Consider the following 23059-nt stretch of genomic DNA (forward strand, 5'->3'; position numbering starts at 1 on the left):
TGGTGTCAGCTGATTGACGTCACGGGCCTGCCCAGGATGGCAACGATGTCAGCGCGTACGGCGGCGGCCCCGCTGTGGTCCAGGATCCGTTCCCGAATCCTGGCCGATTGCGCGTAGTACTGGAGGGCTTCTTCCACGCGACGCAGGTGGGCATTGACCCGGCCGAGATCGTGCAGCACATACCCTTCTCCGACCAGGTCGCCGCGCGCCCTGACCATGGCGAGAACCTCAAGCAGGGTCCGTTCCGCCGCCTCGTACTGCTGCTGGTACATCAGCATCTGGCCCAACCGCCGCAGCACGAGGGCTTGGCCCCGGTCGAAGCCGGCCGACCGGCAGATGCCGAGGGCTTCGTCGAGATAGGAACGGGTTCGCGTGAAGTCTGCTCGCCGCATCGTGATGTGCGCCATCTCGCCAAGCACATACGCCCGGCCGATGACGTCCTGCGCCCGCACGAAGTTGCGCTCGGCGCTCTCGTAGAGGGCCAGTGCCCGATCGTCGTCACCATGGTGCCGCTCGATGCGCGCCAGGTCACGCAGGCAGAGGGCCTGACCACGCACCTCACCAACCCGCTCGAAGATCCCCAGAGCGGCGCTGAGGTAAGGGCCTGCTGCCTCGTGCTCGCCCCGATGCAGGTGCAGAGCCCCCAAGGAGCCGAGTACCGCCGCCTGGCCCCGTTCATTGCCGGCCTCTTGTACCGCGGTCAGCGCAATCCGATGTGTGCGCTCCCAGAGCTCGGGATAGCCACGCGCCTCGAACAGCGTCACCAGAGTGGTGGCCAGCTCCCAGCACAACTCGTCCAGCCCGGACCGGGCCGCCAACTCCACCGCGCTCAAGAGGTTGGTCTGCTCGCTCTCCAGCCACCCGAGCGGGTCGCGGAGGCACCGCCGGACGAGATCCTCCGGCGGATGCCACCGTTCGCCCCGGCCGGACACGAGCGTGTACATACCGCCGTAGATCTCCTTGTGCGCCCGCTCCGCGAGCGCCATCCAGCCACCGACCATGCGCCGCACCGCTCCGGCGTGTTCTGCCTCGGGAATCTCCGCAGCCAGCCGTTCGTGCGTGAACGTCCGCACGATCTGCGACAGTCCGTACCGGATCTCCCCGCCCTGGTCCATGGCGGTGATGTCGAGGAGCCGCATGTCGATGAGCGGTTCCACGAGGTCAGCGGGGTGCGGCGTGCGGTCGTCGATGAGGGCGGCACCCAGCCAGCTCGGAATCTCCGTCCCTTCGGCCAGGCTGAGCAGGCACAACAGGCGACGGTCGGCCGCCGCCAGGCCGTCGTAGCTGAGCGAAAGACTTGCCCGGATCGACAGCTCGCCGTGTGCCAGCTCGTCCAACCGGCGGTGCTCGTTCTCCAGCCGGTGCCACATGGAGGTCAGTGACCAGTGCGGGCGCGCGGCCAGGCGCGCGCCGATGATACGCAGCGCGAGGGGCAGACCGCCCACCAGACGTATGAGGACCCGCGCCGCCTCCCGCTCGCTCTCCACACGGTGCTCTCCAATGATCCGCCCCAGGAGCCGGATGGCCTGCTCCTGGCTCAGCGGATCCACGTCGAACCGGCGTGTGCCCGGCAACGCCGTGAGCAGGCTGCGGCTGGTGACCAGCACGCCGCTGCTGCCGGTTCCGGGCAGCAGGGGCATCACCTGCGACTCGCTCACCGCGTTGTCCAGCAACACCAGGATCCGGCGACCGGCCAGCAGACTGCGATATATCTCCGCGCACTCGTCGAGCGCATCGGGGATGGCCTCACCGGGTATGCCCAGCGCTCGGAGGAACCGCCCCAACGCCTGGGCCGGGTCCACCGGTTGTCCGCCCGGCCCTCGGAGGTCGCAGTAGAGCTGTCCGTCCGGGAAGTCCTCGGTTGCCAGTCGGTGCGCCACGTGCGTGGCCAACGTGCTCTTGCCGACACCGGGCCTGCCGAGCACCAAGGCCACGCTCAGCGGTCCTTTTCCCTGGCCCTCGGTGACGGCGTCGCAGATCGCTGAGACGATCGTGTCGTCGGCCACGAAATCGGCGATGTCGGCGGGCAGTTGCCGAGGTGTGACGACGGGGTCGGGATCGGCATCAAGCTCTAGCGCCGGCTGAGAGGCCTGCGGTGCCACGAGCGCACGCGGTTCGGGTTGTTCAGCCAGTGCCAGGCCGGGGTCGTCGGTCAGGATCGCTTGCGCCAGGTCGCGTAGTTCCCTGCCCGGGTCCAGGCCGAGTTCTTCGGTGAGTAACGCGCGGCCCTGGTGGTAGGTATCCAGCGCCTCCGCCTGCCGGCCCGAACGGTACAACGCCACCATGAGGTGCCCCCGCAGCCGCTCACGCAGCGGATGGCCGGCGACAAGCTGCATCAGCTCGCCCACCAGGTGCTCGTGACGGCCCAGCTCCAGCAACAGCCCCATGCAGGTCTCCACCGCTTCCAGACGGCTCTCGTCCCATTGCGCTGCCGTACCGGCCAGGACTTCGCTGGGTACACCGGCCAGGCACCGCCCCCGCCACAGGCCTGTCGCCGAGCGAAGCATGTCCACCGCAGGCACCTTCAGACCAGCACGGGCCAGCGCATGCGCCTCTGTTACCAGGCGACGGAAGGTGCCGACGTCGGTCGCATCCTCCGGCCCCCTCAGGATGTACCCGCGAGCGCGGGTCTCGATGGTGGCGTCAACTCCCCCGTCCGAAAGTGCCTTGCGGAGCCGGGAGATGCAGATCTGCACCTGGGCGCGTGCGGTCTTCGGCGGATCGTGAGCCCAGATGGCATCCACCAGACGGGTCGTCTCCACCACCCGGTTCAGTTCGAGCACCAGCGCCCCGAGGACGATCTCTTGACGCCCCGGTGCCACGGATACGGCCCCCAGCTCGCCGCTCACCTCAAGCGGCCCGAGCACCCGGAAAGGAGCCGCCGCTACGCCGCTGCTGTCGTAACCTGACGAGACTGCCATGCATAACCTGCTTCTGTGCTATCAGCCAGGCGATGTGGTCCGGCTTGCAAAGTGGGACAGAACTCATACCGACCTGGCTACTCAGCCGTAACCGTGGGCCCCGCGGCCGAATGCCGCGAAGACGTCCGCCCGCCGGTGTCGTCCGGTGACGAGGAAGCGCGTGTCGGGCCGGTCGGACAGAGTGCGCAGCTGGTCCGGTGCGGTGGTGTCGACGGTGTCGAAGTCCGTGACGACGGCGTCGGGTGAGTGGACCGCCACGCACACGGTGCCGGTGAGTATCTGCTGGGGCATTTTCGCCTCCCCGTCGGAAATCGCCCATGAGGTACGAGGCGATGATCGTGCCACGTACTTTTCGGCCACCGGCTTTTTGGATGGCTCGATTGCTTAAGGACAGGGAAACCTGGCACGAGTGGCGGGAGGAGGGACCGGGCGGGTGGGACAAACGGGCAAGGTTGCCGGCCGGTGCTTGCCGCGGAGGGTCCCACCCCGCATCATGAGGTGCTCAAGTCCACGTCGTCACCTGGGCTTTCACCCGCCCGGGACGTCCTTCGCGACGCCCGCGCTCCGCGGGCGCACCTCCCCGCGGCAGGGTCGCGGGGACGACGCCGACCGACCGCTCAGGCAGGGCGCCATGGGGCGACCGCGCGGTGACGGGCCTTCGCCCGCCCCTTGTCATCGGGCTGAGAGCGGGGTGGGAGCCCCCGGCATCGCCCCGCCCCGGCCCCGTCCCACATGGAGACGGGCACGCGGGGCGCGACCGTTCAGCGGTCCGGGGTGGTGAGGGGGTTGCCGGTGAGCATGGCCGAGACGACCTCGGTACGGGACCGCAGGCCGGTACGGGCGAACAGCCGTGACAGGCGGTTGGCGACGGCGTCCTCGCTGAGCCGCAGTACGGTGGCGATCTGGCGGTTGGTGAGCCCCTCGGTGATCAGGGTGGCCAGCAACTGCTCGTTCTCGGCGGTGGCCTGCTTGCGGCGAGGGACGGTCAGCCCGGCCTCCCGCATCGCGGCCCTGGTGTGGAAGCGCCGCAGCAAGGAGCCCGTCTCGCCGTACAGTTCGTACGCCTCGTGCAGCAGCTCCGGGGGACCCGCGTTTCCGGCCGCCGCCGAAAGCGTGACCGCGGTCTCGAAGGGCTGTCCCCGCGAGCGGGCCAGGGCCACCGCCTCGTGCAGCATCTTGCGCGCGGCGTCGGAGCCCGGCCCCAGCACCCGGGCCGATGCCAGCAGGTACAGCAGCCGGGTCCGTCCGCTGCCGGTGCGCCCGGCGAGCTCCTCGAGGCGCCACAGACAGGTCGCCGCCGCGTCGGCCCGGCCCGTCTCCGCCCGGACCGTGGCAAGGGCGGCGGCGAGCTCGTCGGTTCCGTAGACATAGCCGTGCGCGTCGGCCTCGCGCAGTCCGCGCCGCAACGTGTGGTCGGCAGCGTCGGGACGGCCCATGGTCCGCAGCACTTCGGCGTCGGCGACGTCCAGGAAGACCTCCAGGGGGCCGTTGCTGTTGCCGCGCTCGCCGGCGATCAGGCGGGCGGCGCCGGCCGGCTTGCCCCTGGCCACCAGGATGGCCGCCATCCCCGCGGCGAACAGATGGTGCTGGGGCGCCGCGATGAACGTCTGGTCCTTCGCGACCATGAAGCGCGCCAGCGCCAGCGCCTCGTCCCACCGGCCCTGGAGCTGGAGGAGGAGGAAGCGGGTGCCGGGGGGAAGCGCCTCGGGTGGCATCGCGCGGTCCTTCAGCAGGGCCATGGCACCGGACAGGTCGGCGGCGCCGAGAAAGTGGAGGGCGTACCCGGCCGTTATCCCGTACAGCATCTCCGCGGGAAGGCTGGGCTCCGGCGGCGCGGCCAGGATGCGGGCGAGCATGTCGGTCCGGCCCTGCACCATGTTCGCGACGGCCTGTGCCAGCTCGGGTATCAGCCGGGTGTGCGGGTCCGTGCGCCACACCGCCTCCGTCCGCGAGAGCAGGTCCAGCACCTCCTGCCACCGCTCGGCCAGGCACAGCGCCAGAGCCCGCGCCGGCACGGCGGCCTCCGGGGGCAGCGGCAGGCGGTCCCACCACTCGGCCGAGCCCATCCGGGACAGCTGCGGCCAGTCCTTCCCGGCGGCGGCCGCGACGGCCTGAACACTGGCGACCTCCTGGAGTTCCTGGCCGGGGAGGACGTCGGAGGGGTCGCGCAAAATCGCCTCCGCCGCCCTGCTCGCGGTCGGGCGTTCGCCCACGACCCAGGCGGCCTTCACACACCGCAGCAGCGCCAGTTCGCGGGCCGCCGGTTCCTCGATCAGACGCAGCGCCGCCCGGAACCACCGCAGCATGCCGCGGTCCTCTGGGTCGGGATGCAACGCCTCGGCGGCGGCCGTAAGTTCCGCCACCGCGCGATCGCGGTCGATCAGCACCCCCGCGTCGGCGATCCGGTCGGGCAGGTAGGTCTCGGCGTCCGCCTCCTCGACGAGCACGGCCGGCCGGTGCGGGGCCGCCGCGGCGTCCGCGTTGTCCCGCGCCGCCCAGAGCGCCTCCACCGCGGCGGCGGACATCCGGGCACGTTCCAGGGGCCCGAGCCGTCCCCGAATGGCGTGCTCCACCAGAGGCGACCGGAAGGTCCAGCCCCGGGGGCCGCCGCCGTCCTCGCCGGGCAGTGCGTCGAGGAGTCCCGCGGCGATCAGACGGCGCACGCCGTCGGCGACCTCCGGGCCGGACAGACCGGTGGTCTCGGCCACCAGCGTCATCGCCGTCCGGCCGAGCGGCCACAGGACGCTCAACGCCGCCGCCGTCGTCCAGCACGGTTCACCGAGCTCGTGCAGCGCCCTGATGAACCGGTCCTCGTCGGGCAGCACTGGCACCCGCGCGCTCGCGGCGAGGAAGGCGTGCCCGTCGGCGATCCGTACCATGTTCCGCCGCGACCACCCGGTGAGCAGCGCGTCGGCGGCCGCGGGAACCCCGCGGGTCAGCCCGAGGACGCGCTCCACCAGAGCCGGGTCGGGCACCGCCTGCGACCGCCGCGCCACCATCTCGGCAATCTGAGGCCGTGTCAGGCGCGGCAGGATGATCTTCCGCGCCGCGCCCACCTCCGTCAACAGCCCGACGGCCTGGTCCCGTCGGCGGCGGGACGCGGAGTCGCCGGCCTCGGAGGTGTGCCGCACCGACGTGATCACCAGCCGGGTCTCCGGGGGGCGCTGGGTGGCGATGTATCCCAGCACGTTGAGGGACGCCGCGTCGGCGTACTGCGCGTCGTCCACCACCACGGCCACGGGCGCCGCCTGCGCCAGCGCGGACAGCAGTGCGTCGGCGAGCGCCGCCCGCTCCCCGGCCTCCGCGGCGGACAGCAGCGCGTCGGTGAGCGCCGGCCGCTCCCCGGCCTCCGCGGCGGGCAGCACCTCGGCGTCCGGGTCCGCCCGGCCGGCCAGGGACCGGTGCTCCCGCACGGCGGCGACCGCCCGCAACGCCAGCAGGAGCGGACGGTCCAGGTCACCGCGCACACAGACCAGCGGCACGACCACGTGATCCCGCGCACGCAGCCGTTCGGCGGCCGCCTGAGCGAACACGCTGCGCCCCGCCCCCCGTTCCCCGTGGACGAACAGCATGCCGGGCCCGTCCGGGGCGTCCAGGAAGTGCTCGAACTCCCCCAACTCCCGCTCACGGCCCACCAGATGGACACTCGCGCCGTCCGCCCACGTCGCCGTGGCACCGCGCACCGCCTCGGCTTCCGCCGGCCGGCCACTGTCCACGGAACCTCCTCGACGACGTGGCACCCGGGGGCCGTTCCGCCCGGTCTCCGCGACGGGGCCGATGCGCCGGGCCCGTCGGAGCCTGCATTATGTCCGTCTCCCGCGACGACGTCACAATCGGCGGGACGACCCCGGTCGACGTGGGTCGAAGGCGAGTGAGGAGTCCCAGTGGAACGCCGTGTACCTCTCGTCGGCAGGGACCATCAGGTCGGTGTGGTCGCCGACGCCCTGCGTCCGGCCTGTACGGCGGGGCCCCTGTTCCTGACCGGCGCGGCCGGAGCGGGCAAGACCGCCGTGCTGAACGAGGCGCGGCACGTGGTGGTCCAGGAGGGCGCCACGGTGCTGCGGCCGGTCTGGGAGACCGTCACCGGGCCGGGCGGGGCATCCGCCCTTGCCGACGCCTTCTGCGGAGTGCTCGCCGAGGTCCACCACGGACGGTTCCCGACCCACCTCTCCGCCGTGCGCCGGGCGCAGTCGCGCCTGGGCGACGGCGGGGGCGAACTGACGCTGCTGTCCACGCTGGGCGAGACCCTCGCGGACGCGGCGTACCACGACCCGTTTGCCCTCGTCCTCGACGGCGTCGAGCGGATGCCCCCGCCGACCGCCTCCGCGCTCCAGCTGATGCTGCGCGTGTTCCGGCCCGCCGGCCTGCCCGTGGTGCTGGCCGGGCGCCCGGTGTCCTGGGGCCCGGAAGTCGCCCCCGACCTGGCGACGGCGGCCGACCGGGTGCTCGACCTGCCGCCGCTGGGGCCGGACGAGGTCGGCGAGCTCGTCGGCCGGCGCCTCGGCCGTCCCCCCGAACCCGCGCTCCTCGCGGCGGTGCGGCGCGCCCTCGGCCCCCTGGCCGGCAACCCCGAGGCCGTGCTGTCGGTGCTCACCGCGCTGCTCGAGGACGGCGGCCTCGTCGACCTCGACGGCCGTACCGGCCTGGCCGGAACGGAGGACGACCTGCGACTCACCGTGGACGCGGAGCCGCTGCGCCGGGTCACGGCCGACGGCATGGACGCCGTCATCCTGGCCGGTCTGCTGCACCGCGCCGAGCTGCGGCTGGAGGACGTGCACGGCCTGAGCCCGGCGTGCGCGACGCTCACCACGGACCTCGGCCGGACCGTGGACCGGCTGGTCAGGGAGCGGGTGCTGACCCTCGACGGGGACGGCCGGCTGGCCTTCGCCGTCCCCGCGCTGGCGGCGGCGCTGCGGACGCTGTTGCCCCGCCGCGACGTCCGGTCGGTGCACGCCGCCGTCGTGCAGAGGGTGGCCGGGCGGCTGGGTCCCGCCACCACGGGCGTCTGCCATCCGCTGCTGGCCGACCACGTCGCGGCTGCGGGCTCCGTGCTGAACGACGCCGTGGCGGTGCCGCTGCTGCTGGCAGCGGCCGGCAAGGACGCCAGGTCCCACCACCCGCGGGCGGCGCGGGCCTACCTGTCCGCGCTGCGCCGCCTGCCGCCCAACTACCCTGCGACGCTGGGCGTGCTGCGCGAGGCCGCCGAACTGGGACTGGGGTGCGGCGACCATGTCGGCGTCCTCGCGCTGGGCGAACCGATCCTCGCCGGCCTGCGGGATCCCGGCCCCACCGACGGCGGTCTGGAGTTCGCCACCATCGCCTGGGGGCTGTCCTCGCTCCACGAGCACCGGTCGCCGTACGACGACGGCGCCGTGCCCGGGGCGGTCTTCGCACGGATGCCGCGGGCGGCGATGCTGGCCGCGCTCGGCGGCCGGTACGGGATCGGCCCGCTCACACCGTGGCCGCCGTCCGCGGAACCCGCCCCGGACGGCGGCCCGCTCCGCGACGGGCACGGTCCGCTGCCGTCCCAGGGCGAACTGCGGGCGCTGGCCACTGCCGTGGGCGGCCACGAGGAGCTGGCGAGGGCCTTCCGTGGCCGGCCGGGGGAGGAGGCCTGCGAGGCGGCGGTCGGGCGGCTGCGTGACGCGGCGGCCTACGGCGACCTGGCGGGCGCGCTCGAAGCCGTGCTGGGTGAGCGCTATGTACGCGCGGGCCACAGCACCGCCGGCCGCTACCACGCGATGGTCCACGACTACCTGGCCGGGCGCTGGGACGACGCCCTGGCCGCGGCCCGCGGCATCGAGCGGCGGGGCCGGGCCGACGGCGGGCCGGGCACGGGCCAGTTGGCCCGGGCGCTGGCGGCCGAGATCCACTGCTTCCGCGGTGACCTCGTACGCGCCCGCGAGTGGCTCGACCTCATTCCCGGCTCGGTCGTCCACCCCTTGGTGGCCCGCGCACGGCTGGGCGTGCGGTACTGGTCGGGACAGCAGGACGCGGCACTGGAGGAAGCGTGGCGCGACGTGCAGCGGGTGCGCGGGAGCGGCCTGCTCGCGGGGGTCGAGAGGGTGCTGCTGCGCATCCTGGAGTTCGCCGAGGAGACCCGGCCGCGGCAGGCGCGACAGGCCCTGGATCAACTGGCGGCACTGCACGCGGAGGCGGACACGGCCATGACCCGGGAGGCGCTGCTCGTCGCCCGCGGGGTGCTGCACCGTGACGCGGACGGCGCGTACGAGGCCTACCGCTCGGCCGAGCGGCGGGGCGACCTGCACATGATGCTGTACTGCTGCCAGATCCTCGCCGAGGTCGCCGACGAGCCCCAGTCGTGGCTGGCCGAGGCGGCGCGGCACACCCACCTGCTGTCGCTCGGACGTCCCGGGCGCGTCCTGCTCGGCCGGTCGGCGCAACGCCGCAACGTGCCGCTGCCGAGGGGCCGGGCGGCCCGCGAGGGCCTGAGCCAGGCGGACATCCAGCTGATCGGCATGGTCGGCGAAGGCGGGACCAACCGGCAGATCGCGGCCCGTCTGGCGTGCAGTGAGAAGACGGTCGAACAACGGCTGGCCCGGCTGTTCCAGCGCAGCGGCAAACGCTCGCGGGTGGAGCTGGTGGCGGCCTGGCTGGACGGGAGCCTGGCCGGACTCGGCCCGGTGCCGGACGTCCCGCCGGGCGGTGCGGCGGGACCGGGAGCGAGGCCCGGCCCGGCCGGCGGCTGAACACGCGGGCAGAATCCGCTGTTCGTACGGCCAGGGTCACTGCTCCGCAAGTCCTCCGTCAGTTGACGGATGTAACGCCGCGCGGGCCCCCTTACGTTGGCACCGCCGCAGCAGGAGCCACAGCCAGGGTAGCGGGCATCGCCGCGCAGCACCTCGGCGACCCGGGCCCGCCGGGCATCCGAGGGAGACTCCTCCAGCCTCAAGCAGCTGGAAATGAAGGCGAACGGACATGCCTGTTCCAGCTCCTGGGCACTCCCCTGGAGCACCCGCAGGCCCCTGCGCTCGGCCGCCGCCGCGGCCTCCTCGAGCACGGCGGTCTTCCCGAGACCGGCCTCACCCACGACGAAGGCGGCCTGCCCCTCGCCCGCGAGCGTGGACTCCACCAGCCTGGACAGCTCCGCCAACTCAGCCGCACGCCCCACAAGCCAACCTTCGAATGAAGCCGTCACTTCGCCCCCAAGCCATGCAATGCCAGGTGTTTCATAACACATGTCTTGGATGTGCGTAGCGAACGACCGCCACCCGGACAAGATCCGCTCATCGGTCAAGGCAGCCGTGGAACCCGGTTATATGCGGAACCCAGGTAAACGGGGGACCCGGGGACATGCGGTCCAGGACAGAGCTTGCCGACGGTTGCTCGAGCTTCGTTCGATCTGTCCATGGCCGCATCCTCCTGCACGCGGACCGGCCTTGGTTGTCCACCGGCCGAGCCGGCGGTAGCGGATGAGGGTGCCGGCGATGCCGACGAAGGCAAGGAAGCGCTCGTCCACTCGCTCGCTCCCCTTCGACGAGCCCCGGCAACGAGCCGCCCTCCCGCACGGGTGTCACATAGCGAGTCGCAATGACTTCCTGCTGGATTTCCCCAGGCTATACACGCCTCTGACCTCTGGAAGCACGACGGACTGCGAAGGGCTGCGACGGCTCGGACGGTCGCCGGGACGGGTGGGCCTGCCGGAATGATCCGGTAACCCGTCCTCCACTTGTTTCGCTCGCGGAGATTCCGCCGAGAGCGTGCGCCCATGGCCCCGGACACGGCCGTGCGGCACAGTCGCCGTCATGAAGCTACTGATGCTGGGCGGTACGGAATTCGTCGGACGGGCGGTCACCGAGGCGGCACTGGCGCGGGGTTGGCAGGTGACGGTCTTCCACCGCGGCAAGCACGCGCCGCCGGCGGGCACGGTGGCCCTGCACGGCGACCGCGGGACCGCGGCCGGGCTCGCGGCCCTGGAGAAGGGCGAATGGGACGCGGTCGTCGACACCTGGAGCGGAGCCCCCTCGGCGGTGCGGGACACGGCGCGACTGCTGGCCGGGCGGGCCGGGCGCTATGCCTACGTCTCCAGCCGCTCGGTGTACGCCTTTCCGGCCCCCTACGGGCTCGACGAGGACGGGCCGCTGGTCGCCGGATCCGCCGACGACACGACATCCGACGACTACGCGGCGGCCAAGCGGGGTGGTGAACTGGCCGCGGCCGAGACGTTCGGGGACCGGACGCTGCTGGTCCGCGCAGGGCTGATCCTCGGGCCGTACGAGAACATCGGGCGGCTGCCGTGGTGGCTGGGCCGGATCGCCCGCGGCGGCCCGGTCCTCGCCCCGGGGCCGCGGGAGTTGGCACTGCAATACATCGACGCCCGTGATCTCGCCGAGTGGACCCTCGGCGCCCTGGAGTCCGGGATCGGCGGGGCGTACAACCTGGTCAGCGAGGCCGGGCACGCCACGATGGGTGAGTTGCTGGAGAGCTGTGTGCAGGTCACCGGCGCGGACGCGGAGCTGCGCTGGACCGCTCCGGAGGACATCCTCGCCGCCGGCATCGAGCCCTGGACCGAGCTGCCGGTCTGGCTGACGGCCGGTGAACTGGCGGACGCGCTCTACGGCGCGGATGTGTCCAGGGCCCTGGCGACCGGGCTGCGCTGCCGCCCGGTCGGCGAAACGGTCGCCGACACCTGGGCCTGGCTGAGGTCCCTCGGCGGCACAGCGCCCCTGCGTCCGGACCGGCCGGCGCCCGGCCTCGCCCCGGAGAAGGAAGCGGCGGCGCTCGGGTAGCGGTGCAGCCGGAGCGCATCACCCCGGCTTGCCGACGACAGCCATTCGCGCGGGGTATCTGCGCCAAGCCCTCGTCGCAGCGACGGTGCGGGGGCGCGACGATGTGGGTCAGTCGAGATGCAGCAGAAGGAGGAGGCCCCCGACGAGCGCTAGGGGAATCCCCAGAGCGCGGAGGAACGCAGGCCGGGCGAATGGCACGGGTACGTAAGGCGTCTCGAGGCGCCCGTTCGCCCAGAGCGTTTCGCGGTGCCGGTCAGCCGCCTTCTTCTGTACTCGATCGCACCTGCGGCGAATCAGACCGCCGACATCGAACAGCACGGTGACGCCCACCGCTATGTACACCATCGCAAGCCCGATTCCCATGGCCAAGAGCCTATGGCGGGTGGGCGCGAGGTGCTGCCATGTGCGGCATGGCTCACACGAGCTCGTCGAGGCGGCAGGCTGGACACGCCGTCGTCCGGAGCCCCTGCGCACGGGTCACGGAGCGCCGCCTACGCGGACAGGAGCCGGGTGGGCAGGCCGACCTGGCCTGCCCACCCGCACTCCCTCACCCCTGCCCCGTCTCGTCTCCTCCCGGTCCGGTCACGCCGTGGCGCGGGAAATGACGGTGGCCGGTCGCGGCGCGGTAAGGAGGCCGTGGTCACCCCCGGGGGGAGGGGCGATCCATGCCGGGGCAGGGATGATGGCGCGCTCGTCGGGTTACGGCGGAAGCGGGTTCCCCGGGACCGCCGCCGCTCCGAGCGTGCCGGTGGAGGCGTGGCCGCTCACACGTAGGTGTATCCGCCGACGACCGCCGTGCTGCCGGAGAGCGTGGAGACCACGACCGGGACGTTGCCGAGGGCTCCGGCGGGGGTGAAGCCGACCAGCGCCGTGCCCGACGCATTGACCGAAACCCCCGTCGCCGCAACCCCGTTGAACGTGACCGCAGCACCACCCAGATTGCTCCCCGTGATCACAAACGCCGTACCACCCGCCGTACTGCCCGACGACGGCGACAGCAGCGTCACCACGGGCGGTGGCGGCGCGACGTAGGTGTAGCCACCGGCGACTGTGGCGCTCCCCGCCGGTGTGGTGACCACGACCGGAACGTTGCCGAGCACTCCGGCAGGGGTGAAGCCGACCAGCGCCGTACCCGACGCATTGACCGAAACCCCCGTCGCCGCAACCCCGTTGAACGTGACCGCAGCACCGCCCAGATTGCTCCCCGTGATCACAAATGCCGTACCACCCGCCGTACTGCCCGACGACGGCGACAGTGAGGCGGCCGTGGGCGGAGGTGACGTGTAGGTGAATCCGCCGGCGACGGTGGTGCTCCCCGCCGGTGTGGTGACGACGACCGGGACGTTGCCGACGGGGCCGGGCGGCGTGGTGCCGGTGAGCACCGTGCCCATGGCGTTGATGGACACCCCGGTGGCCGGGACGCCGTTGAAGGTGACCGTCGCGCCGGTGAGGTTGGTGCCGATGATCGCGAACGCGGTGCCGCCTGCGGTGGAACCGCTGTTGGGCACGAGGGCGGTGACCGTCGGGCCGCTCGGTGAGGCGACGAGGTAGGTGTAGCTCACCGAGTTGGTGTTGCCCCTCGGTGTGGTGGCGATGACCTGGACGGTGCCTGCGGCGTGCGGCGGTGCGATGACGGTGACCGAGCCGCCGGACGGGTCCTGGGCCACGATGGTGGCGGGAATTCCGCCGAACGTGACCTGGCTGGTGCCCTGTAGGCCCGCCCCGGTGAGCAGGACGGTATTTCCTCCGGTGGTCGGACCCGAGTCCGGAATGGCCTCGTAGAGCCGCGGATATCTGGGCCAGTTTCCCCCGCCCCCGTCCCCGCCGGGCCAAGAGCCCGGGGACTGCGGATTTTCTTGCTGCTGTATGGCTGCGGACATGGCTTCTCCCTGAGCAGCCGCCGCTCCGTTTCCCTTCACAAACCCAGTTGTGAACGGAGATATTCGGGGCGGAAGTTGCTGCCGTCGAATGGTGGATGCATGCGACGGTATGGTTCCGGGGGGATCGGAAGAAGGCGCGTACGTGACAGCAATGACGCGTTCGGCGATCAAAATGACAATACGTAGATGAGCGTCGCTCCCGCATTGCGGACCGGCGTGCGCCTGGCGTCCCGCCACTGCCTGCGCGAGCCGGTCGGCACGAGCACCGGGTGCGGGCCGCGGACCTCCGGTCCCGCGGAAGGCCGCCCTCATGTGCTGGGCCCGGGGACGCGTACCGCTCGTCCCCGGGCCGGTTCCTCGTACGCCACCCCTCGGCCGAGGGGCTTGTCGCTTACTGGTGGTAGATGGTCGCCGGCCAGTCGGCCTTCCAGTTCCCGTCGCCGAACTGGAGGTTGACGGAACACCTGCCGGTGTCGCCGTCACAGTTCAGACTGTTCGCCGGTACGGGAGCCGCAAGCCGTGCGCCGTCGGCGGACCGGAGTGCCTGGTGGAAGATGGTCGCGGGCCAGCTCGCCCGCCAGTAGCCGTCGCCGAACTGCAAGTTGGCGACGCACTTGCCGGTGTCGCCGTCGCAGCTGAGGCTCGTTGCGGGCACGGGCGCGCGATAGGCGGACCGGGTCACCTGGTGGAAGATGTTCGCACCCCAGCCGGCCCTCCAATTGTTGTCACCAAAACGGAGATTGGCCGTGCACTTGTAGGTGTCGCCGTCGCAGTTGAGCGCGGTCACCGGAACCGGAGCGGCAACGGCCGGACCGGCCAGTCCGATCCCCCAAGCCACGAAAGCAGCGCATGTGCCGACGATGGTGCGTCGCATAGCCGTGTCCTTCCGTCGGTGGGCGCACAACGCGCCCGACCCCAGAGAAGGATTTGCTGATTTCTTGCCGCACGAAGCCCGCACGTAGCGGCCTTCAACAGAAGGTGTGAACACCCGTACCGACGACCGATACCAGCGCTGCGCAGCCTGGTGACATGGGTGGTGAACAGCGCACTTGTTGTGGACTCGGGGAGTGAACAGGGCGCATGGCAAGCCGCACCGCAGGGTGCACCGCACGGTCGGGCTCCCGCACACGGCCCATGCCCGGGGCACATTCCGGTCTGCTGCGGCCGTGTCGGCGGACCGGGCTTCCGTGCGTGGCATTCATGGGGATGCGAGCACCGTCCCGGTGGGTAGGTACTCGGGTTCGCGCAGGCGCAGCGGAGCACGCGCGTGGGATGTGCGCACGCTTCCTGAGGGGGAGGGACCCGTCAGATGTCGACCAACTGCGCGTACTCCTTGCCGAGCTGCGACATGGCGTGGTCGAACTCCTTCCGCGAGATGGCCTCGTGCAGCGTGCCGAGGACCGCGCGGACGCCGCGGGAGGCTTCCGGCTCGGTCAGGCCGGTGCGCCCGCCCACCCTGCGGATCGACTCATCCGGCCCGAAGACCTCCATCTCCCCCTGACCTCGCTGCTCGAGCGAGGCGCGAAGAGGCTCGGGCAGTTCGAGGGCCAGATCGCGGGCTTCGCCGCTGCTCAGACGAAGGGCGAGGGTCTCGAGAGTGGCGCGGGTCAGATCGGCCGCTTCCTGCCGCGAGAATCCCGTTCGATCCGCCACCGCCCGGAAGAACTCCTTGTCGTCCATGCGAGCCTCCACATCGGAATCGAGGGATGAGCGAGGGAGGCAACCTCACCCACCACCTTGCCACGCACCCACCCCACGTGCGAGGCGCACAGCAGGCGGTCGCGGTCGGCGGTCGGCGGTCGGCGGTCGGGGCCGACGGTCAGCGGTCGGTGCGAACCCGGGCCCCCGGGCCCCCGGGACCCCGGCGTGGTCGCGTCGGGCCGGCACCGCACGTTTGATCACTTGCGGCATTCGACCCTGAATCACGCCCCCCAGACATCACAATGTGTACATGGGTGATGACTGGAAGCGACAGATCGACCGGCTCCACGAAGGCCTGGTACGTCGCGACGATCCGACCGAATGGGTAACCGAGGCCGACGCCGTCGATGCCTCCTACCGCTACCCCCACCTCACACTCCGCGGCCCCGTCTTCGGGCTCGCCGCGCGCAACCCCGAACCCGGCGCCGACTGGCGGCTGCTGAGACCCGCCATCAGCGGCACGCCCCAGGAAGCCCGGGACAGCCTCAACTCACTGCTGTGGTTCAAGGCGAAGGACGACACCGACGATCCCCGCCGGCGACGCGAACTCCTCAGCGCCGTCTCCGTACTCGAGCACGACCCTGTCGACGAGCTGACCGTCCTGGGCGTGCGCTACCGCGTCGTCCGCGGAGACGAGTTCGCCCGCAGTGGCCCCAGCGGGCTCGAACCGCCACGCCCCACAGACCCACCACCGACCGACCCGTCCTGGGAGGGCCGGCACGAAGCACCCTTACGCGACCTGGAGTTCACCCTCACTCCGGACAGGGACGACGGCTTCATGGCCGGGGCCATGAAACTGGCGCTCAAGGGGTTCGCCTACTCCGGCCCGCGGTTCCCCGCCGACGTACGCCACGACTCCGAGCGGGCCGTCGCCTCCCACCCCGATGTCGCACTCCTCCCCGTCGGCTTCGGAGTGGTCGAACGCCACGGCCGCGGCTGGCTGCCGAAAGGCGCCCTCATGCCCACACCACACGACGCCCGGCGGCTGCTCTTCGACGGCATGACCGAGTTCTGGCCCCTGCTCCACAAGTTCACCGACCGCCAACGAGCCCAGTACGCCCAGGCTGCCGAGCAGTTCCGAGCCGCAGGCCAGGCCGACGAAGCGCGTGTCGGCGACACCCTGTTCCGGATCTGCCGTATCGAGCGCATGGTCCGGTCCGGACCCGACGGTCCGGAACCACCACGCCCCTCGGACCAGGACGACTACGGCCCGACGAAGATCCATCCCACGATGGACGAGAGCGGCACCGTCCACCACGGCAACTGAACACCGGCGAGCCCGTCGGCGCCTCCGACCGAATGCGGTCGGAACCTGCCGAAGCCGGCCGATCGGCGGCCCGCTCCGCAGGAACCGCGGACCGCCGCACCCCCATACGACAGGCGACACTCCGGCACCTTGCGTGAACCGGTGGCACGTTGTGCGTACGCGTGCCAACCTTCTGTAATCAGCCGACGACTGTCGTCGCTGACATCACAGTTGCTGTCATCACAGTCGCTGTCTTCACAGGGGGCCGAGCAACGTGGCGGAACGTCCGTTGGGGATACAGGGGATCGAGGCCCTGTACGAGGAGTGTCGCACTCGCGTACAAGACGGCAGGACCGCTGATACGGGGCGCGGACTTCCCGCGATCGTCCTCGTCGGGCCGCGCGGCAGCGGCAAGACCACGACGCTGAACTGGCTCGGCTACCTCGGATCGCGGCGGCCCCACGCCTACTTCGACTTCGGGTCCGCCACGCCCCGTAGGCCCCATGAGGTCGCCGGCCGTCTGGCGTACGGGCTGTCGCACCGCTTTCCCCGGCAGACGCCGCTGGTCTTCCCACGGCTGACGCTGGGTCTGTTCGTGGTGGCTCCCGAGCTGTCCCTGGACGCCACGGATCCCGAGCGGGCCAAGAAGCAGTTGCGCCAGGCGCTGCGCGGGCCCCAGGAACCCAACGCCGCGGGCGACCGGGTCGCCGCGGTCGCCGGGCTGTTGCAGGACCTCAACCTGGTCCGGATCCCCGGCGTCAGTCTGCTGGCCAGTCTCATCCGGCAGCCGCCCAGCATGCCGCTGCGGGTGACCCGGCACACCGGATTCGCCTGGTATGCCGGTCCGTTGGCCGCCCTGGACGCCCTCGTCGAACTCAACCAGCTCAGCAAGAGCGAGGAGCCTGCGGACCGGGCCGCGGTGGACCGGCGGCTGTGCGAGGCGTTCCTGGCCGATCTGCGCAGCGAGTACGCGCGACGCCAGCGCGACCGCAACTGCGTGGTGCTGCTGGACAACATCGACGCTCCCGGCGGACGGGAGTTCCTGGACCTGCTGATGGAGCTCCGCGACGCCAGCGGGGAACCGGATCCGCTGCTGGCCGTGGCCGCCGCGGCGAACGTCGGCCGGGTGCCCGCGATGTTCGCGACCGGACCGGCGGGCGTACGGGTCCGCGCCCCCGAGCAGGCCGGCCACGCCGACTGGGTACGGGCCGTCCCGGACCCGCCGCCGAACCGGTCCTGGCGCTGGTACTGCGTCCAGCTGCGCGGTCTGACCGCCGGCGAGACCGCCCAACTCGGCACGAACATCGCCGGGCGGCTGCCGGAGGCGCCGCTGCTCGCACACCAGCTGACCGGCGGGCATCCATGGAGCGTCCGGCAGCTGCTGACCGCCTCGGCGCGCCTTGTGGGCCGTGAGGAGCCGGAGACGCTGCTGCGCGCGGTCCTCTCCAGCACCGCGCCGTCCGCGGAAGGCGCCGACGAAGGGCCGCTGCTGGAAGAAGAGGCGCGGCAGTATTTGCTCCGTGATCTGACCGACGACCAGCATCGTGCGCTCGTCGAGTGCTGTGCGGCCCGCGAATTCGACGCCGCATGCGACGCGGGGATCCTCGACCGCTTCCAGCTGCACACCCGCGATTCGCTGGCCCGGGTGGTCGCGACCCGATTATGGCTGACCGATCCGGTACCCCAGGATGCCGAGGCCCGTGGTGGCCGGGGCTCCGGATATCTGGAACGGGTCCATCCGCACCCGCTGCGCGGCAGCTCCGTTCTGCATCCGTGGCTGCGCCTGCTGCTGTTGCAGGAGTTGGCGGCCCTCCCGGACCGCTGGGACGCCGTCCACGGAAAGCTGCGGACCTGGCACGCCCACCACGGCCACCCGCTGGAGGTGCTGTATCACTCGCTTGCGCTCCACCGGGTGGACGACGTCATCGAGCATCTCGCCCGGCGTCTGGTCGAACTCTCCGATACGGACATCTGGCTGTACGAGCTCTACACGATCACCGCCGCGCCGCTTCGTGTACCGGTGGTGCCGGAGCAGTCCGCCACGCTGCGGCTGGAGCAGCTGGCCGCCGACCTCGCGCCCCGCTCGTTCGCGGAGCACACCCCCCTGACGCTGCTGGTGGTCGGGCTGTGGCTGGCGTCCGATCCACGCAATCGCCTGCCCGGGGCGAATCCCGAGCTCAATCGCACGGTCAACGCGATGCTCCAGGACCTGGCCATGCGCTCCGTTCCCCGCCGGATCGGGCTCATGCACGAGGCCGCCAAGTACGTGTGAGCGCGCTGGAGCACCCGTCCCCTAGGAGCTGGCACATGCATCTGCCCTCGCAACCCGCCGACGACCTCCCCCCTTGGTGGAAGGGGTGGCGAGGAATCGCCGCCCTCGTAGTGGCCCTGGCCCTGATAGCCGGCGGGCTCTGGTACTTCTGGCCGGTCGAGGAGGACGACAGCTGCGCGCCGGACCAGCCGGGGCTGCACTGGGCCGGTACGGGGCCACTGCGGGAGTGCGTCGGCATCACGGACGACAAGGCGTTCCCCTTCGACCCCCGGCTCAAAGGGATCACCGACCGGATCGCGCAGGAGAACAGGCGGGTCCGCACCCAGTGGGAGAAGCCCGCGTCCGGAAAGAGCCGCCTGCCCTACGTCAAGGTCGCCGTACTGTCGCCCCTGACGGAGAGCGACACCAGTGCGCTGCCGATCGGGGAGATCCGCTCCAGCCTGGAGGGCGCCTTCCTCGCGCAGTGCCGGGCGAACGCCTGCCCCGCGCTCTCCCCGACCAGCTCCACCGGCATCCAGGGCAAGACGCCGCTGATCCAGCTGGTCCTGGCGAACGAGGGCCGTAATGAGACGCATTGGAAGCCGGTGGTGGACCAACTGGCCGGCCTGGTCGACGACGAGCACCCCCTCGTCGCGGTCACCGGCATGGGCGTCAGCATCCCGGAGACCCAGGCAGCGGCCACCGAACTCAGCCGGCTGAAGATCCCCGCGATCGGTGCGGTCCTGACCGCCACCGACCTCAACGCGCCCCGTCTGTTCAAGGTGTCGCCGTCCAACGTCGACTACGCCAAGGCGCTCCGCCGGTATCTGGACGGCTCCTCGCTGAAGGGACGCCGCGGCTATCTCGTCTTCGACAGCAGGGACGACAACTACGTCAAGACCATGCGCAAGGCGTTCGACGAGGAGTTCGGCGACTACGTCGGCCGACGGCGCGCCTCGTTCGTCGGCACGACCGGCCACCAGCCGGCGGGCGTTCCCCGGCTCTTCTACAACGCCGTCAACAACATCTGTCTGACCAAGGCGGAAGTGATCTTCTATGCGGGGCGCGACCGCGATCTCGCCGATCTCGTCCGTGCCCTGTCCACCCGCAGTCAGTGCGGTCATGACATACCGATCACGGTGATGACCGGGGCGACCGGCACGTTCGCGCAGGGAAAGCAGGTACAGGGACTGCTCAAGAGCAACAAGATCTCCATCCTGGACGTCGCGGCGACCAGCCCCGACCAGTGGACAAGCGGCGTCCATGCCCCGTCCGGCTTCAAGCCCTTCCACCAGGCCCTGCGGGATCTGAACTTCGACGACTCGGTGATGAACGACGGATACGCGATCATGCATCACGACGCCGTGCTGACCGCGATATGGGCCACCCGCAACGTCACCGGCCAGACCGGCAAGGAAGCGCCCGACGTCCAGGACGTGTACAACGAGATCACCAATCTGCACGACGCGAGCACCGTTCCCGCGGCCGGTGGAGAGCTCAGCTTCGACGACGCCTCCAACGGCTGGCCGCACAACAAGCCGGTTCCCGTCATCCGGCTGCCCGAGCCCCTCAAGAATCCCGGTGCGCCCTATCTGGTGCCGTGAGCGCCTGACGGCTGCGAGGTGCGCAGCACCGGCACGGCAGAGCGGCGAGAAGGCGTCTGACCTGGGCTGCTGAAGCCCGTCAGGCGCCTTCGTACCGGCCCGCAACCGGGTTCTACGAGAGCCCTCTTGAGGGGGCGTCACCTCAGCTGGTTAAACTTTCCAGCACCGACGTGGCGGTGGCGACGTCCAAACGAGGGGGACTCGATGGGAGACGGACTCAAGGCCGACATCGGGGTATTGCGTACGGGCGGCACAGACTTCGACCGGATCGGCAAGGATTACCAAGGCCTTGTCGACAAGTTGCAGAGCGCACTCACCTCCCTGGAGGGCCAGGACACCCCGCCCTGGGGAGATGACGACCTGGGGGAGAAATTCGGCGTCGTCTACGAAGGCCTGCGGGACGGCATGTACGAGTCGATGGGCCACCTCGCCGCGAAGTTGCAGGAAATCGGCGGCGGGTTGAACAACATGGCCAAGAACCACGAGGCCGACGAAAACTTCAATGAGTCCATGATGAAGCAGCATGTGGCGAACGAAGAGGCGGAGAGCCAACTGATCACCCAGTTCAAGCGGCCCACCACCGCCTAGGGCCGGTCAGCTCCGGCCGCCCCAGATCCGTCCCGATTCCGCGCCCGTGCCGGCTCCTGTTAGCCCCTGTCAGCTCCTGCCGCCTCTGGCCCGTCCCCCGTTCCGCCCCCACAGACGGGCCCAAGACCCCCTACCAAGTTTTTCAGTTCATTTCCCGTGAACTTGAAGCCGCCCTCCCCGAATTGCCCGTCCTTGATCCGTCCCTGCCCGCACCACAGCCAGCCTGGAGAACGCAGCCCGTGTCGTTGATGCTGCCGGACGCACTTGAGTGGGTCCTTGAAATGCTCGGGTTCAACTGGCCCACGGCGGACGAGGACAAGTTGATGGATTCCGCCCAGAAGTGGCGGGATTTCGCCACCGGGGTGGAGGATCTCCAGCATCAGGGCGTCCGGGCGGCGGGCAATGTGCTGTCGCAGAACTCCGGCGACTCCATCGACGGTTTCCACACCACGTGGGAGAAGTTCGCGGGCGGCTCGGGCTATTTCGCCGACGCCCGTAGCGCCGCGAACGCCATCGCCACCGCCCTGGACGCCGCGGCCGGACTCGTCATCGGGATGAAAGTCGCGGTGATCGCCCAGTTGGCGATCCTCGCAGCGGAGATCATCGCGGCTCAAGCAGCGGCGCCGTTCACCTTCGGATTGTCCGAAGTGGCGGCCGTGGCCGCGACCGCCGCGACCCGTGCGGTCGTGCGGAAGATCATCAAGGAAGTTGCCAAGCAGCTCCTCGACGCAGCCCTGGAGACGGCGAAGGAACCCGCGGTCTCGGCGCTTCAAGCCATGATCTCGGATGTCATCGCGCAGTCCGTGAACATGAACTTCGATGCACAGAACGGCTTCGACGCCGGCCGCACCGTGAAGAAGGGCGCCGAGGAAGGCGTCAATGCGCTCAAGAACTCCGGCCAGACGTTCGCCGAGTCGCTGCGTGACGGTGCGGGGGCCAAGGCCGGGCACCACGTCCGCAACGGGATGGAATCGGCGGCCGGGCACAACTCCGTTGGGGATTCGAGCCACGACTCCGCTGGGAATTCAGGGCACGATTCCGCTGATGGTTCGAGTAGGGGTTCCGGTGCTGGAGGGGAGACCAGCAGCGGTTCCGGCAGCGGCGGCTCCGGCAGCGGTTCCGGCAGCAGCACTGGCAACGGTTCCGGCGAGGGCAGTTCGGGTGCGGGGTCGCCGTCCGGGGGGACGTCCGGGACCGGGGGGTCCGGGTCGGGGGCAGGGACTGGGGCCGGGTCGGGTGGCTCGGGTGGTTCTTCGTCCTCGGGTGGCTCGTCGCCGTCGGGTGACTCGCCGTCCTCGGGGGCTTCGGGGGCTGACGGTTCGTCCAGTGGTGGCCCTTCGCACAGCGGCGGTGCTGCGGGCAGCAGCGGGCCCGGCGGCGGAACGTCCACGAACTCGGCTGCCGGGGGCGACACGGGTGCTCCGTCCGGCGGCCACAGCAGCCCCGATTCCGGTGGCGGTCACTCCTCGGACGGTGGCGGCCGGTCCGGACCCTCGCATGCGGACTCGTCAGCTCCGAGCCACCTGACTCCGTTCGACGCGGGATACCGGGAGTCGCAGGGCGGCGAACCGCAGGGCGGCGGCGACACCTCATCGGGCTCCCCTGCCGACTCCTCTCACTCGTCCACGCCGCCCGCGTCGTCGGCCTCCGCGTCCCCGGACTCCGGGCCGTCCCCGGACTCCGGATCGTCCCCCGACTCGGGACCGTCCCCCGACTCGGGACCGTCCCGGCCTGATGCGTCGCCGTCCTCCGAAACCGGAGCCCCGCCGGATGGGGCCGGTTCCCCCCATTCCGGGCCGGGTTCGGTGTCGGACTCCGGCGCGGGACCGTCCCCGGACTCGGGCAACCGTCCCGATGCGGGCGGTACGCCGGACACCAGCCCTCCTCAGGACAGCGGCCCGGCCGGGTCGGAGCCCTCCCGTGGCGACGGTTCGCCCTCCCCGGATGAGGGGCCACGACCGGATAGCACAGCACCGCGACCGGATGACACGGCACCGCGAGCGGACGAGACGGCACCGCGAGCGGACGAGGCAGCACCACGACCGGATCACGGGTCGTCGTCCCAGCCCCTGCATACGGACAGTTCGCCCACGCCCGACACGGGTAACCGGCCGGACA

The 23059-nt window shown here is 71.1% G+C and carries 15 protein-coding genes and 1 pseudogene; 6 read left to right on the forward strand and 10 right to left on the reverse strand.

What is annotated here, in order from left to right:
- Positions 1 to 5: 5 nt before the first annotated feature.
- From IF67_RS0108380 to IF67_RS0108390, 3 genes are all read right to left on the reverse strand, one after another.
- Complete coding sequence (locus IF67_RS0108380; RefSeq protein ID WP_051817795.1) at positions 6 to 2921, reverse strand: AfsR/SARP family transcriptional regulator; 2916 nt, start codon at positions 2919 to 2921, stop codon at positions 6 to 8.
- An 81-nt stretch (positions 2922 to 3002) separates the two neighbouring features.
- Complete coding sequence (locus tag IF67_RS0108385) at positions 3003 to 3212, reverse strand: hypothetical protein (protein ID WP_030983670.1); 210 nt, start codon at positions 3210 to 3212, stop codon at positions 3003 to 3005.
- Between the two features lie 470 nt (positions 3213 to 3682).
- Positions 3683 to 6637 carry an AAA family ATPase gene (locus tag IF67_RS0108390; protein ID WP_030983672.1) on the reverse strand — a complete coding sequence of 985 codons (2955 nt, stop codon included), beginning with the start codon at positions 6635 to 6637 and terminating at the stop codon, positions 3683 to 3685.
- A 168-nt stretch (positions 6638 to 6805) separates the two neighbouring features.
- On the opposite strand from IF67_RS0108390, the gene IF67_RS0108395 reads away from it, so the two are divergent.
- Entirely contained in the window at positions 6806 to 9631 is a 2826-nt protein-coding gene (locus IF67_RS0108395) for a helix-turn-helix transcriptional regulator (protein WP_063754312.1), read from the forward strand.
- Between the two features lie 176 nt (positions 9632 to 9807).
- Here the strand turns inward: IF67_RS0108395 and IF67_RS46175 are convergent.
- Positions 9808 to 10122: pseudogene (locus IF67_RS46175) on the reverse strand (AAA family ATPase); the annotation flags it as partial.
- A gap of 565 nt (positions 10123 to 10687) precedes the next feature.
- Here IF67_RS46175 and IF67_RS0108400 point away from each other — a divergent pair.
- Positions 10688 to 11671, forward strand: a complete 984-nt coding sequence (locus IF67_RS0108400) for an NAD-dependent epimerase/dehydratase family protein (RefSeq protein ID WP_030983676.1) — start codon at positions 10688 to 10690, stop codon at positions 11669 to 11671.
- A 108-nt stretch (positions 11672 to 11779) separates the two neighbouring features.
- On the opposite strand, the gene IF67_RS0108405 is transcribed toward IF67_RS0108400, so the two are convergent.
- From IF67_RS0108405 to IF67_RS0108420, 4 genes are all read right to left on the reverse strand, one after another.
- Positions 11780 to 12034: a hypothetical protein gene (locus IF67_RS0108405; RefSeq protein ID WP_158713057.1), complete on the reverse strand. Its 255-nt coding sequence runs from the start codon at positions 12032 to 12034 to the stop codon at positions 11780 to 11782.
- 401 nt (positions 12035 to 12435) lie between these two features.
- A complete protein-coding gene (locus tag IF67_RS0108410) occupies positions 12436 to 13551 on the reverse strand; it encodes an IPT/TIG domain-containing protein (protein WP_030983679.1) in 1116 nt (371 codons plus the stop codon).
- Positions 13552 to 13942: 391 nt separating this feature from the next.
- Positions 13943 to 14425 (reverse strand): hypothetical protein, encoded by a 483-nt coding sequence (locus IF67_RS0108415; protein ID WP_030983681.1) that lies wholly within the window; start codon positions 14423 to 14425, stop codon positions 13943 to 13945.
- Positions 14426 to 14856: 431 nt separating this feature from the next.
- Positions 14857 to 15231 (reverse strand): DUF2267 domain-containing protein, encoded by a 375-nt coding sequence (locus IF67_RS0108420; protein ID WP_030983683.1) that lies wholly within the window; start codon positions 15229 to 15231, stop codon positions 14857 to 14859.
- A 271-nt stretch (positions 15232 to 15502) separates the two neighbouring features.
- Between IF67_RS0108420 and IF67_RS0108425 the strand changes: the two genes are divergently transcribed.
- The 4 genes from IF67_RS0108425 to IF67_RS0108440 all read left to right on the forward strand — a co-directional run bounded on the left by IF67_RS0108425 (position 15503) and on the right by IF67_RS0108440 (position 20941).
- On the forward strand, positions 15503 to 16519 hold the full coding sequence (locus IF67_RS0108425) for a DUF5954 family protein (protein ID WP_030983685.1): 1017 nt from the start codon (positions 15503 to 15505) through the stop codon (positions 16517 to 16519).
- Positions 16520 to 16787: 268 nt separating this feature from the next.
- On the forward strand, positions 16788 to 18770 hold the full coding sequence (locus IF67_RS0108430; RefSeq protein ID WP_051817797.1) for a hypothetical protein: 1983 nt from the start codon (positions 16788 to 16790) through the stop codon (positions 18768 to 18770).
- A gap of 35 nt (positions 18771 to 18805) precedes the next feature.
- Entirely contained in the window at positions 18806 to 20353 is a 1548-nt protein-coding gene (locus IF67_RS0108435) for an ABC transporter substrate-binding protein (protein WP_158713058.1), read from the forward strand.
- A gap of 204 nt (positions 20354 to 20557) precedes the next feature.
- A complete protein-coding gene (locus IF67_RS0108440; RefSeq protein ID WP_030983690.1) occupies positions 20558 to 20941 on the forward strand; it encodes a hypothetical protein in 384 nt (127 codons plus the stop codon).
- 59 nt (positions 20942 to 21000) lie between these two features.
- Here IF67_RS0108440 and IF67_RS43625 read toward each other — a convergent pair whose 3' ends face one another.
- Both IF67_RS43625 and IF67_RS40245 read right to left on the reverse strand, forming a co-directional pair.
- The gene (locus IF67_RS43625; protein ID WP_158713059.1) at positions 21001 to 21894 is read right to left on the reverse strand and encodes a hypothetical protein; all 894 of its coding nucleotides are present in this window, start codon (positions 21892 to 21894) and stop codon (positions 21001 to 21003) included.
- A 662-nt stretch (positions 21895 to 22556) separates the two neighbouring features.
- On the reverse strand, positions 22557 to 22817 hold the full coding sequence (locus tag IF67_RS40245; RefSeq protein ID WP_051817798.1) for a hypothetical protein: 261 nt from the start codon (positions 22815 to 22817) through the stop codon (positions 22557 to 22559).
- Positions 22818 to 23059: the final 242 nt, after the last annotated feature.

The organism is Streptomyces sp. NRRL S-1813, assembly GCF_000719605.1.
Taxonomy (GTDB): Bacteria; Actinomycetota; Actinomycetes; order Streptomycetales; family Streptomycetaceae; genus Streptomyces; species Streptomyces decoyicus.

What these genes read in the sequence shown, in the direction of transcription:
- IF67_RS0108425 (WP_030983685.1), top strand. Translation starts at nt 15,503, where the DNA reads ATGGGTGATGACTGGAAGCGACAGATCGACCGGCTCCACGAAGGCCTG.
- IF67_RS0108420 (WP_030983683.1), bottom strand. Translation starts at nt 15,231, where the DNA reads ATGGACGACAAGGAGTTCTTCCGGGCGGTGGCGGATCGAACGGGATTC.
- IF67_RS0108380 (WP_051817795.1), bottom strand. Translation starts at nt 2,921, where the DNA reads ATGGCAGTCTCGTCAGGTTACGACAGCAGCGGCGTAGCGGCGGCTCCT.
- IF67_RS0108440 (WP_030983690.1), top strand. Translation starts at nt 20,558, where the DNA reads ATGGGAGACGGACTCAAGGCCGACATCGGGGTATTGCGTACGGGCGGC.
- IF67_RS0108415 (WP_030983681.1), bottom strand. Translation starts at nt 14,425, where the DNA reads ATGCGACGCACCATCGTCGGCACATGCGCTGCTTTCGTGGCTTGGGGG.
- IF67_RS0108435 (WP_158713058.1), top strand. Translation starts at nt 18,806, where the DNA reads ATGCATCTGCCCTCGCAACCCGCCGACGACCTCCCCCCTTGGTGGAAG.
- IF67_RS0108410 (WP_030983679.1), bottom strand. Translation starts at nt 13,551, where the DNA reads ATGTCCGCAGCCATACAGCAGCAAGAAAATCCGCAGTCCCCGGGCTCT.
- IF67_RS0108405 (WP_158713057.1), bottom strand. Translation starts at nt 12,034, where the DNA reads ATGGGAATCGGGCTTGCGATGGTGTACATAGCGGTGGGCGTCACCGTG.
- IF67_RS0108400 (WP_030983676.1), top strand. Translation starts at nt 10,688, where the DNA reads ATGAAGCTACTGATGCTGGGCGGTACGGAATTCGTCGGACGGGCGGTC.
- IF67_RS0108385 (WP_030983670.1), bottom strand. Translation starts at nt 3,212, where the DNA reads ATGCCCCAGCAGATACTCACCGGCACCGTGTGCGTGGCGGTCCACTCA.